A 13,216-nucleotide genomic window follows, 5' to 3' on the forward strand; every position below is an offset into this window, starting at 1 on the left:
TATTCTAATTATGTACTTTTGTACCAATAATTAATAGACTATGTTGCATATAGAACCAGAAATTTTAAAAAAAGTAAACGAATGGTTAACACCAACTTTTGACAAAGAAACTCAGGAGAAAGTAAACCATATGGTTGCTGGTAACCCAAAAGAACTTAAAGAAAGTTTTTATAAAAATTTAGAATTCGGAACTGGTGGTATGCGAGGTGTTATGGGTGTTGGTAACAACCGTATCAACAAATATACACTCGGCAAAAACACACAAGGTCTTAGTAATTATTTAAAGCAATCGTTTCCTGACGAACAAGTAAAAGTTGCAATTGCATATGATTGTAGACACAACAGTAAAGTCTTCGGAAAAGTAGTTGCAGATGTGTTTTCGGCTAATGGCATACAAGTTTTCTTATTTGAAGACTTACGCCCTACTCCAGAGCTATCTTTTGCTTTAAAACATTTAGATTGCCATTGCGGTATTGTATTGACTGCATCACATAATCCACCAGAATACAACGGTTACAAAGTGTATTGGCAAGATGGCGGACAATTGGTGCCTCCTCAAGATGCTGAAATCATTTCTGAAATAAATAGTCTTGATTATTCTGAAATAAAATTTGAATCAAATGCAGATTTAATAAAATACATTGGTGAAGATGTCGATGATGTATTCATAAATGCATCTGTAAAAAATGGAAGCTTTGATACATCAGCAGAAGCTCGAAACAATTTAAATATTGTTTTTACTTCTTTACACGGTACGTCAATTGTTTCGATTCCTGAGACTCTAAAACGTGCAGGATATAACAATGTTCATATTGTACAAGAACAAGCAGAACCGAATGGTGATTTCCCAACAGTTGATTCACCAAACCCAGAAGAACCTGCTGCTCTTAAAATGGCTATGGAATTAGCAGAGAAAGTTAATGGAGATATAGTTATTGGTACTGACCCAGATAGTGACCGCGTTGGTATTGCAGTAAAAAACTCAGAAGGTAAAATTACATTACTCAATGGTAACCAAACCATGATTGTAATGACAGAGTTCCTTTTAAAACAATGGCAGAATAAAGGTAAATTAAAAGGGAAAGAGTTTATTGGCTCTACAATAGTTTCAACACCAATGATGAGTGTTTTAGCGGATTCATATAACACAGAATGCAAAATTGGATTGACTGGTTTTAAATGGATTGCAAAAATGATTAAAGACTTCCCAGAACTCGATTTTGTAGGTGGTGGTGAAGAAAGTTTTGGTTTTATGGTTGGTGATTTTGTACGTGACAAAGATGCCGTTACGTCGACATTATTAGCTTGTGAAATCGCTGCACAAGCAAAAGCAAATAGTAGTTCATTTTATGAGGAATTAATCAAACTTTACACAAAGCATGGCTTTTATAAAGAGCGTTTAATTTCATTAACAAAAAAAGGTATTGAAGGTGCCAATGAAATCAAACAGATGATGGTTGATGCTAGAGAAAATCCTTTAAAAGAAGTCAACGGCGAAAAAGTTGTCCTAATCGAAGATTACAAATTATCAGTTGCAAAAAATCTTCAAACACATGAAAGTTCTAAGCTAGATATTCCTGAGTCTAATGTCTTGATATATTATACCGAAAATGGAAGTAAAATAGCTTTAAGACCTAGCGGAACAGAACCAAAAATAAAATTTTACATCAGTGTAAATACAGAACTAGACAATGTGTCTGATTTTGATAAAACGGAGCAATTGTTGGAATCTAAGATTGATGCTATTCTAAAAGACATGAATATTTAGATGAACTATTTTAAACAAATCATACGCTTTGCGCTGCCTTACAAAACATACGCGGTACTAAACGTTATATGTAATATTTTTTACGCTTTATTTTCGGGACTATCCTTTATGGTATTAATGCCATTATTAGAGGTTTTATTTAATCCTGAAGCCGAAAAGCCAACATCAAAACCAGTTTATGAAGGTTTTACAGAGTTTGGGAATTATTTCAGTAATAGCCTTAATTATTACATTACAGATATAGCTGGGTCTGATGCTTCTAAAGCGTTAATTTTTGTTATAGTACTCATATTAAGTGTTTTCTTTTTAAAGAATCTTTTCAACTATTTAGCGATGTATTTTATTACGTTTTTACGTAATGGTGTTCTTAAAGATTTACGTAACGACTTATATGACAAAACATTAGAGCTTCCAGTTTCATTTTATTCTGAAAAGCGTAAAGGTGATATTTTAGCTCGTTTTGGGACTGATGTATTAGAAATTCAACACTCTTTTCTTTCAATTTTAGAATTGATATTTAGAGAACCGTTAACTATAATATTCACAATTCTTTTCATGCTTACAATTAGTGTAAAGCTGACAATATTTGTGTTTATTTTTATTCCAATTTCGGGATTTATCATCTCACTGATTGGCAAAAGTCTTAAACGTAAATCCGATAAAGTTCAAAAGGAACAAGGCACTTTTTTATCTATTTTGGAAGAGACTTTAGGCGGACTTAAGGTTATAAAAAGTTATAATTCTGAAAATAATTTTGCATCAAAGTTTCAAAATTCTACAAATCGTTTTTTTAAATTTTCAAATTCATTATTAAACCGAACAAATCTAGCAAAACCAACAAGCGAATTTTTAGGAATCGGTGTTATTGGTGTTTTACTTTGGTTTGGTGGTCGTATGGTTTTAGTTGATGGCACATTAGACGGCAAACAGTTCATCGTATTTATGGGACTTGCCTACAACATCTTAACACCTGCAAAAGCAATTAGTAAAGCTAGTTACAGTGTTAAAAAAGGTAATGCTGCAGCAGAACGAGTTTTAGAGATTTTAAATACTGAATCTCCAATAAAAGATAAAAATAATGCTAAGTCCAAAGACGACTTTAATTCCGAAATTGGTATTAATAACATCTCTTTTAAATATGAAGACGATTTAGTTTTAAAGGATTTCACACTAAAAGTCCCAAAAGGAAAAAGTGTTGCACTTGTTGGACAGTCAGGTAGCGGAAAAAGTACCATTGCTAACTTGGTGACACGTTTTTACGATGTTAATCAAGGTGATATTTCTATCGATGGTAATGATATTCGTGATTTGAAAAAATCCTCACTTCGCGGATTAATGGGATTAGTTACTCAAGACTCAATTCTATTCAACGATACTGTAAAAAATAATATCCTTATTGGAAAAGAAGATGCATCTGATGACGACGTTATTGAAGCTTTAAAAATAGCTAATGCTTGGGAGTTTGTTAAAGATTTAAAAGGTGGCTTAAATTTTAATATTGGTGATGGTGGAACTAAGATTTCTGGTGGACAAAAGCAGCGTCTTAGTATTGCACGTGCAGTTTTAAAAAATCCACCGATTATGATTTTGGATGAGGCTACCTCAGCTCTAGATACTGAGAGTGAACGTTTAGTACAAGTAGCTTTAGAAAACATGATGAAAAACAGAACATCAATTGTTATTGCACATCGCTTATCTACTATTCAAAATGCAGATCAGATTGTTGTAATGTCAAAAGGTCAAATAGCCGAACAAGGTACACATACCGAACTTTTAGCAAAAGATGGTGTCTACAAAAAACTTGTTGAGATGCAGAGTTTTGAATAATTAATGTCATTTAGAACATAGCGAAAAATCTAAACTTATTGCTTTTTACTAATTCAAATTAAACCATTTCTAATTACCTTAGTCAAAGTTTCAAATAACAGATTTGTTGACAGAAGAATTAGATTTAATATCACGTTTACAAAACGATGACACTAAAGAAACCGCTTTTAGAGAGTTATTATCTCTTTACAAAGAAAGGCTCTATTGGCATATTCGTAAAATTGTGATAAATCATGACGATACCGATGATGTACTTCAGAATACTTTTATTAAAATTTTCCGAAGTATAGATAAGTTCAAAGGAGATAGTAAGCTTTATTCTTGGATGTACCGAATAGCTACAAACGAATCGATTACACATATCAATAAAAATGCAAAACGATTAAAAATCTCTAACGAAGAAGTTCAGAATAACGTCATAAATAATTTGCAAGCCGATATTTACTTTGAAGGTAATGATATTCAAATCAAACTTCAGAAAGCTATTGCAACTTTACCGCAAAAACAACAATTAGTATTTAATATGCGCTATTTTGACGATATGAAATATAAAGATATTGCCAATGTATTAGAAACCAGCGAAGGTGCTTTAAAAGCTTCCTATCATATAGCAGCAAAAAAAATTCAAACCTTTTTAACCTCTGATTAGTTCTTAGAAATTTTATAAAGAAGAATTAAACCTTTTAGAAAATTAATAGTCAAAGAAACAGAAAAAGATACTGAAAAAGATACTGAAACAAGTTCAGCACAAAGTGAAAGAAGATAAATTACATAGCGTCAATTCAACTGGGTTTAAAACTCCAAAAGATTATTTTGAATCATTTGATGAAAAGTTAATGCAACGATTAAATGAAGAAAAATTAATGGAAGGCATTTCATCACCTGGTTTTACAGTACCAAAAGATTATTTTGCATCTGTTGAAACAGAGATTCTTAATAAAGTAACTTCTGAAAGTAACACTAAAGTTGTTCGTCTATTTTCAAGAAAACAATTGTATTTCGTTTCCGGAATTGCAGCTTCTCTCCTACTGATGCTTGCTATTTTTAATGGTTCGACCACTGAAGAGTTATCTGTAGAAATGGTAGAATCGTATTTTGAAAGTAGTGATATTAATAGTTACGAATTAGCTCAGATGATGTCAGATACAGATTTTTTAGAAGACGACTTTATTGTTACAGAAACAATTTATACTGAAGAAAATCTTGAAACTTATCTATTAGAAAATACAGATATAGAATCAATTATAGAATAAAATAATTATGAAAAAAATACTACTCATACTATCACTATTCTTTGGCTTAGTAAGCTTTGCGCAAAGAGGTCAAATGAAAGAACGAATAAAAGCACAAAAAGTAGCTTTTATTACTGAAAAACTAAGTTTAACTGCAGATGAAGCTGAAAAATTTTGGCCAATTTATAATGCTTTTGAAACCACAACAGATAATATTAGGTCAAAAGATCTTAGAGATGTTAAACAATCTGTAAGACGTAATCCTGACATGTCTGACGCTGAAGCTAATAAAGTATTAGACAAACTTCTTAAAGCTGAGAATAATATGCATAAAGCTAAGGTTAAATTAATTTCAGATTTAAAAGGCGTTATACCTGTAAAAAAAATTATTCGTCTCAAAAGAGCCGAAGATGAATTTAACAGAGAGCTATTAAAAAAATTAAGAGATAGACGAAAAAGAGATTAAAAAAAGAAGCCAATTGGCTTCTTTTTTTATCTAAACAGTAGTTTGCTAATTCTTCCTCGACCTGCAGTATAAGCAGTAGAGTCGTTCACAAATCTTAGAGCATAAAAACCTTCATCACTAAGATGTGTCCAAGATTGACCAGCGTCATTACTGTAGTCAATACCTTTAAAACCAACTGCAACTAATTCTTTAGCATTACTATTAGGCACATATTGGACGCAACTACGGTAACCAGGATTTTCTCCATCAGCAACTAATTGCCAGGTTTCCCCACCATCATTTGTTCTTATTTTGTTTCCAATATTTCCATCAGCATCTGTATAATCACCACCAATAGCAAACCCATTTTTTACATCATAAAAATCTAAAGAATATATGCCAGTAGTCGGTTTACCTTGCACAATTGGAGTATTAAAAATCTCCCATGTTTTGCCTTTGTTTGGTGAGTACAAAATGCGGCTAGCCATTCCACCAGTAGCAATCCAAGTTTCGTCACCTACAATGGCAATGTTTGTGTCACTTGCTGCAAAAGCGGCTTCACCTTCAACGGATTTCGGCAAAATATCGCATGATAATTTTTGCCATGATTCACCAGAATCTCTAGTGATAATAATACTTATACAATCGTCAGTTGGATCACCCATTGCGATACCTTCTTTATCATTCCAAAACTTAATTGCATCATAAAAAACCTTGTCGTGACGTTCTTCATAAACCATTTCAACACGTTTTGCCTTTTTGGATAATTTATAAAGTCTTGCTGGGTTTGCAATTGATAAAGCAAATAGATGACCATTAATTTCTTCTACAGCTCTAAAGTGTAAAGGTAAACTATCACCTTTGTAAACGTATTTAAAATGATTTTTACCATTTTTAACTTTAAAATCAGTGATGTCGATTTTTAATTCTTTATTCAATGCTCTTTTACCAAAATGGTCAGCACTTCCGTAAAACAAGTACTCCTCATTAAAATCTATGGCTCTAACGCTTAATGTAGAATCTACCATTATGTCTTCTACAACAATTTTTGAAATTAACTCAGGTCGCTTATAATCTTCTTGACAAGAAAAGAGGCAAATCACAAGAAATATTAAAATAAGGTTTCGCATTGGTTTTTAATTTTTGATAAAATTAATAAAATTAAAATCGTAGTTAATTACTCATTTATTTATCTTTCTACTGTTCAATAAATAAAGAAAAATAGAAGTATTAAACGTTTAATTACAAAGTAATTAATTAGTAGAATCATTAAATAATACTAACTTTGCACGCTGAATTTTTTTATACTATGCGACTACACAGAAACTTATGCTTTGCAGTAATTGATGGCTTACACCTAATCTTTAATGAAGGTGAATATGCCGACAAAGTGGTTCAAAAACTTTTGAAACGCGATAAGCGCTGGGGAAGTCGTGATCGCGGTTTTGTAGCAGAAACGGTGTACCAAATCGTTAGATATAAAAGATTATATGCAGAAATTGCTGATGTTAAGGAGCCTTTTCATAGAGATAATTTATGGCGGATTTTTGCTGTTTGGGCTACATTAAGAGGTATTACACTTCCCGATTGGAAATATTTTACAGATACACCAACACGAAAAATCAAAGGACGTTTTGACGAGCTTTCTAAAACAAGAAAACTAAGAGAATCTGTACCTGATTGGATGGATAACTTAGGACTTGAAGAACTTGGTGAAAAATTATGGACTGCAGAAATAGCTATGCAAAACCAGCAAGCCGATGTTATTCTTAGGGTTAATACTTTAAAGACAAATAAAAAAGATTTGCAAGCCAAATTGGCCTCTGAAGATATTGAAACCGAGTTTTTACCAAATCATCCATCTGCTTTAAAATTAGTAGAACGTGCAAATGTTTTTAAGACTGAAGCTTTTAAAAATGGTTGGTTCGAAGTACAAGACGCTTCTTCACAATTGGTTGCAGATTTTCTAGACGTAAAGCCGGGCATGAAAGTTGTGGATGTTTGTGCAGGTGCTGGTGGTAAAACATTGCATTTGGCGTCTTTAATGGAAAATAAAGGACAAATCATTGCTATGGATATTTACGAGAGTAAATTAAAGAAACTTAAAATACGAGCACGTAGAAACGGTGTTCATAATATTGAGTTAAAGGCAATTGAAAACACAAAACCTGTTAAGAAATTACATGGCAAAGCAGACAGATTATTAATTGACGCACCATGTTCTGGCTTAGGCGTTTTAAGACGTAATCCAGATGCTAAATGGAAATTACAACCTGAATTTATTGAGAATATTAAAAAAACTCAAGAAGAGGTTTTAGAACAATACTCTAAAATGGTAAAAGATGGCGGTAAAATGGTATATGCTACCTGCTCAATTTTACCATCTGAAAATGAAAAACAAGTTGAAAAATTCTTAACTTCGGAAAATGGAAAGAATTTTAAACTTGTAAAAGACAAAAAAATATTAGCCCACAAATCTGGCTTTGATGGTTTTTACATGGCCTTACTGGAAAAAAATTAATTCTTATGAAACACATTTACCAACTCTTTTTATTATTAGCAACTGGTGTTTTTAGCCAAACAGTTGTTCCTCCTGCAAATTTATCTACTTACTACGACAGTAGTAATATAGAATATTCCGCATCAAATTCAGACTTATATGATGAATTAGCAACTATCATTATAGGAAGTCACTCAACCTTCTTAACATATGGGCAAAGACATAATTTTTTATATGACGCAGACACTTCATCTAATGATCCAAATAATGTAACTCTTATTTACAGTGGTGACGTTCAACCAGACGACCAATGGTTATCAGGTAATAATCCTAACACACCTCAGACTTACAATACAGAGCATGTATATCCACGTTCTTTACTAGGCTCTGGAACTGCAGAAGCTGATTTACACTTGTTACGTGCTTGTATCATAAGTGTTAATTCGTTAAGAGGTAATGATCCTTTTAGAGATGGCTCAGGAAACTATTTCTCATCAAATAACGAGTTTTTTCCAGGTAATGACTGGCGTGGAGATGTTGCTAGAATAATAATGTACGTTAATCTTAGGTATAATGAACCATTTACTGATGTGGGTTCGCTTGCTTTATTTTTAGAATGGAACGCCGCTGACCCAGTAGTTGATAACGGAATAGAAGATAACAGAAATACAGTTATAAGCGGAGCACAAGGAAATAGAAATCCATTTGTAGATAATCCTTATTTAGCAACTTTAATTTGGGGAGGCACACCAGCACAAAACAGATGGACAGTTTTATCAACAGAAGATTTTGAGCAAGAGAAAATCAAAGTATACCCAAATCCTGTTCAAGGAAATGAAGTTACAATACTTTCTAACAAAGCGATTATAGCAGAAGTTTATGATGTGCTTGGAAAAAAAGTCAAAAAGCAAAATTTAACATCAAATCAAAAAAAGCTTAATATTGCTAACCTAAAAAAAGGTGTATACTTATTAAGACTAAAAACAGACAATGGCATAGTTACAAAGAAATTAATAAAACAATAATTTATCATTTTAAAAGCGACTCATAAAGTCGCTTTTTTTATGCCTATTTTTGAATACACTAATAATCAAATCATGAAATCAATTTTATTCTCATTTCTTTTTTTATTAACTATAAATTTAAATGCTCAAAAAACTGTTTTTTCAAAAGAATACGGTATCTCACTTACTGTACCTAATGACGTTTACAAATATGAAACTGAAGCAGTAACAGTATTAGGCTACGAGTCCGAAGATGAGAATTTATCAGTAGATATTGAGGTCTTTAACATAAGTGAACAACTAGAAAGCTTTATAAAATCTCAAAAAAATGGTGCCGTCAATACCGCCAAAGGCTTAGGCTTAAAGAAAGTAACTTATGGAGGAATCGTTCCAAATATTAAAAATGCACATTATGCTATTGCCCATGATTATTATGATGGTGAAGATAACCTAGTTTATGTTATTGCTGCCATCAACCCAAAAAAACAATTAGCATACGAAATCACAATTTACATGTACGATAATAATACCTCTGTTGGCAAAGACATTCTTAATAGTTTCAGGCTTATCAATTAATAGTCATTTACAAGTTTTAATAACCCGTGAATAACTCTAAATTTTCGATGGAATAATTTGCTTTTAATAGACTTAAAAAAACTAAATTTACACCTTCATAACTCAACAAAATTCACATAATGATTCATTTCTTCGGAAACCAAAACAGTAACGTATTTGCTGTTCAAGCAACAAAAGAATTATCAACAGAAACCATCTCAAAATTAGTATGGCTATTTGGCGACCAACCAAAAATAGAACAAGCATCAATCGATGCTTTTTTTGTTGGACCACGAGCAGCAATGATTACGCCTTGGAGTACAAATGCTGTCGAAATCACTCAAAACATGGGAGTTTCTGATATAATCCGTATTGAAGAATTTAAAGCTATAGATTCAGACTTTTCAGACTTTGACCCAATGATTTCTGAAAAATATAATAGTTTAACTCAAGATATTTTTACAATAGAAATTCAGCCAGAAGCCATTTTAAATATTGAAGATATTTCAGTATACAACCAACAAGAAGGTTTATCATTAAGTGAAGAAGAAGTTGCGTACTTAGAAGATGTATCAAAGAAAATAGGACGTCCATTAACAGACTCTGAAGTTTTTGGATTTTCTCAAGTAAATTCTGAGCACTGTCGCCATAAAATTTTTAACGGCACATTTGTTATCGATGATGAAGAAAAACCAACATCGCTTTTTAAGTTAATCAAAGAAACTTCGAAACAAAATCCTAACGATATTGTTTCAGCATATAAGGATAACGTAGCGTTTATAAAAGGGCCAAAAGTGGAGCAATTTGCACCAAAACGTGCCGATGTTCCAGATTTTTATACAACTGAAGATTACGATTCTGTAATTTCCCTAAAAGCCGAAACACATAATTTTCCAACAACTGTAGAACCTTTTAACGGTGCAGCCACAGGTTCTGGTGGAGAAATTAGAGACAGACTTGCTGGCGGAAAAGGGTCTCTACCTTTGGCAGGCACAGCGGTTTATATGACTTCATATTCGCGATTAGAGCAAGACAGACCTTGGGAACAAAAATTTGAGGCTCGTAAATGGCTTTATCAAACACCTATTGATATTTTAATTAAAGCATCAAACGGAGCTTCAGACTTTGGAAACAAATTTGGGCAACCGCTTATTTGTGGTTCAGTCTTAACTTTTGAACATGAACAAAATGACAGAAAGTTAGGTTACGACAAAGTTATCATGCAAGCTGGTGGTATTGGTTACGGAAAAGCTGACCAAGCTTTAAAAGACACCCCAGAAACTGGTGATAAAATCGTCATTCTTGGTGGTGAAAATTATCGTATTGGTATGGGTGGCGCAGCCGTTTCATCGGCAGATACTGGTGAGTTTTCTTCAGGAATTGAATTAAACGCTGTGCAACGCTCTAACCCAGAGATGCAAAAACGTGCAGCTAATGCAGTTCGTGGTATGGTTGAAAGCGAAGAGAATTTTATAGTTTCTATTCATGACCATGGTGCTGGTGGACATTTAAATTGCCTATCGGAATTAGTTGAAGATACTGGTGGGAAAATAGACTTAGACAAACTACCTGTTGGTGACCCTACATTATCAGATAAAGAAATTATTGGCAACGAATCTCAAGAACGTATGGGATTAGTTATTGCTGATAAACACCTCGATACATTACACAAAATAGCAGACAGAGAACGCTCGCCAATATACGATGTTGGTGAAGTTACTGGTGACCATAGGTTTACATTCAAGTCTAAAACAAATGGTAATTCGCCAATGGATTTGGCTTTAGAAGACATGTTTGGGAGTTCTCCAAAAACTATAATGACTGACAAAACTGTTGAACGTAATTATGGAGGAATTTCATACAATCCAGATGATATTTACGACTACCTAGACCAAGTGCTTCAGCTTGAAGCTGTAGCATGTAAAGACTGGCTGACTAATAAAGTTGACCGTTGTGTTGGCGGAAAAGTTGCCAAGCAACAATGTGTTGGCGCATTACAATTACCACTAAATAACGTTGGTGTTATGGCACTGGATTATAATGGTAAAGAAGGTATTGCTACCTCAATTGGACACTCGCCTATTTCTGGTTTAATTGACCCTATTGCAGGAAGTCGTAATAGTATTACTGAAGCATTAACCAACATCATTTGGGCACCACTAAAAGATAATTTAAAAAGTGTTTCATTATCTGCAAACTGGATGTGGCCTTGTAAAAATGAAGGTGAAGATGCTAGATTATATGAAGCAGTAAAAGCCATTTCAGAATTCTCTATCGATTTGGGTATTAACGTACCGACTGGTAAAGATTCATTATCAATGAAGCAAAAATACCCAGATGGCGATGTGATTTCTCCTGGTACGGTTATTATTTCTGCTGCTGCAAATTGTAATGATATTACAAATGTGATTGAGCCCGTTTTTCAGCATGGAAAAGGAGATATTTATTACATCAACATATCTCAAGACAATTTTAAACTAGGAGGAAGTTCATTCGCTCAAATCAACAATAAAATTGGCAGTAATACGCCAAGTGTAAAAAGCGCAGCTTACGTAAAAACTGTCTTTAACACAACACAGAAACTAATAAAAACTAAGAAAATTGTTGCAGGACATGATGTTGCTTCTGGTGGTTTAATAACAACTTTGTTAGAACTATGTTTTGCTGAAAATAATTTGGGTGCAGAACTAGACTTAACTGCATTGCAACAAAAAGATTCTATTAAAGTATTATTTGCTGAAAATTCTGGAATAGTGTTCCAATCCTCAGACAACAGTATTGAAGCTGAATTATCTGCAGCTAATATAGACTTCCATAATATTGGAAAAGTTACTAAAAGTGACACGCTAAGCGTGATTAACCAAAACGATGTTTTTACCATGACTGTTTCTAGATTAAGAGATATGTGGTACAAGACTTCATATTTACTAGACCAAAAACAAACGGCAAATGGTTTAGCAAAAGACCGTTTTAAAAATTATAAAAATCAGCCATTAGCTTATACGTTTCCTGAAAAATTTACAGGCGTTTTAGAAGATTACAAAAACAATACAAACAAACCGAAAGCTGCTATTATCCGCGAAAAAGGAAGTAACTCAGAACGAGAAATGGCAAATGCGATGTATTTAGCTGGTTTTGATGTAAAAGATGTACACATGACAGATTTAATATCTGGTCGTGAAACTTTAGAAGACATTCAATTCATAGGTGCTGTTGGCGGATTCTCTAATTCTGACGTTTTAGGTTCGGCAAAAGGTTGGGCAGGTGCTTTTAAATACAATGAAAAAGCAAACAAAGCACTAAAAAACTTCTTTAAAAGAGAAGATACCTTATCTGTAGGTATCTGTAATGGCTGTCAATTATGGATGGAACTAGACCTTATTAATCCAGACCATGATCTACACGGAAAAATGACGTACAATAATTCTGGTAAACACGAAAGCGCATTTACATCTGTAGAGGTTCAAGAAAACAATTCTATAATGCTTTCAACTTTAACAGGCACTACATTGGGTGTTTGGATTTCTCACGGTGAAGGTAAATTTAGCTTACCATATTCAGAAGACAAGTATGATATCGTTGCTAAATATGCTTATGAAGCCTATCCACACAACCCAAATGGCTCGGACTTTAATACAGCGATGTTGTGTGATAAAACAGGTCGTCACTTAGTAACTATGCCACACATTGAGCGTTCTACGTTTCCATGGAATTGGGCGAACTATCCAACCGACAGAAATGATAAAGTGTCACCTTGGCTAGAGGCGTTTGTAAATGCAAGACTATGGATTGAAAAGCAATAAATATTTGTTAAAAACTCATTCTCATTTTTAATCATTCAAAATACTAATGTTAATTTTCATATTTTCGTAATATTGCTTTCCT

At 33.2% G+C, this 13,216-nt stretch carries 10 protein-coding genes; 9 read left to right on the forward strand and 1 reads right to left on the reverse strand.

Going from position 1 to position 13,216, the window contains the following annotated elements; all coding sequences use genetic code 11:
• The first annotated feature begins 40 nt into the window (after positions 1-40).
• The 5 genes from BTO05_RS04245 (at position 41) to BTO05_RS04265 (ending at position 5,293) form a co-directional block, all read left to right on the forward strand.
• Positions 41-1,768, forward strand: coding sequence for a phospho-sugar mutase (locus BTO05_RS04245; protein WP_198295258.1), 1,728 nt, complete (start codon positions 41-43; stop codon positions 1,766-1,768).
• The gene (locus tag BTO05_RS04250; protein WP_087491465.1) at positions 1,769-3,595 is read left to right on the forward strand and encodes an ABC transporter ATP-binding protein; all 1,827 of its coding nucleotides are present in this window, start codon (positions 1,769-1,771) and stop codon (positions 3,593-3,595) included.
• 106 nt (positions 3,596-3,701) lie between these two features.
• Positions 3,702-4,244, forward strand: a complete 543-nt coding sequence (locus BTO05_RS04255; protein ID WP_087491466.1) for an RNA polymerase sigma factor — start codon at positions 3,702-3,704, stop codon at positions 4,242-4,244.
• 103 nt (positions 4,245-4,347) lie between these two features.
• A complete protein-coding gene (locus BTO05_RS04260) occupies positions 4,348-4,848 on the forward strand; it encodes a hypothetical protein (RefSeq protein WP_087491467.1) in 501 nt (166 codons plus the stop codon).
• Positions 4,849-4,855: 7 nt separating this feature from the next.
• Positions 4,856-5,293, forward strand: coding sequence for a sensor of ECF-type sigma factor (locus BTO05_RS04265; protein WP_157662535.1), 438 nt, complete (start codon positions 4,856-4,858; stop codon positions 5,291-5,293).
• Between the two features lie 26 nt (positions 5,294-5,319).
• On the opposite strand, the gene BTO05_RS04270 is transcribed toward BTO05_RS04265, so the two are convergent.
• Positions 5,320-6,402 carry a WD40/YVTN/BNR-like repeat-containing protein gene (locus tag BTO05_RS04270; protein ID WP_087491469.1) on the reverse strand — a complete coding sequence of 361 codons (1,083 nt, stop codon included), beginning with the start codon at positions 6,400-6,402 and terminating at the stop codon, positions 5,320-5,322.
• A 179-nt stretch (positions 6,403-6,581) separates the two neighbouring features.
• Between BTO05_RS04270 and BTO05_RS04275 the strand changes: the two genes are divergently transcribed.
• The 4 genes from BTO05_RS04275 (at position 6,582) to purL (ending at position 13,134) form a co-directional block, all read left to right on the forward strand.
• Positions 6,582-7,793 carry an RsmB/NOP family class I SAM-dependent RNA methyltransferase gene (locus BTO05_RS04275; protein ID WP_087491470.1) on the forward strand — a complete coding sequence of 404 codons (1,212 nt, stop codon included), beginning with the start codon at positions 6,582-6,584 and terminating at the stop codon, positions 7,791-7,793.
• A gap of 5 nt (positions 7,794-7,798) precedes the next feature.
• Positions 7,799-8,797: an endonuclease gene (locus tag BTO05_RS04280; protein WP_087491471.1), complete on the forward strand. Its 999-nt coding sequence runs from the start codon at positions 7,799-7,801 to the stop codon at positions 8,795-8,797.
• Between the two features lie 72 nt (positions 8,798-8,869).
• Positions 8,870-9,352: a hypothetical protein gene (locus tag BTO05_RS04285; protein WP_157662536.1), complete on the forward strand. Its 483-nt coding sequence runs from the start codon at positions 8,870-8,872 to the stop codon at positions 9,350-9,352.
• A 119-nt stretch (positions 9,353-9,471) separates the two neighbouring features.
• Positions 9,472-13,134, forward strand: coding sequence for a phosphoribosylformylglycinamidine synthase (purL, locus tag BTO05_RS04290; RefSeq protein ID WP_087491473.1), 3,663 nt, complete (start codon positions 9,472-9,474; stop codon positions 13,132-13,134).
• Positions 13,135-13,216 lie beyond the last annotated feature (82 nt).

The organism is Winogradskyella sp. PC-19, from assembly GCF_002163855.1.
Taxonomy (GTDB): domain Bacteria; phylum Bacteroidota; class Bacteroidia; order Flavobacteriales; family Flavobacteriaceae; genus Winogradskyella.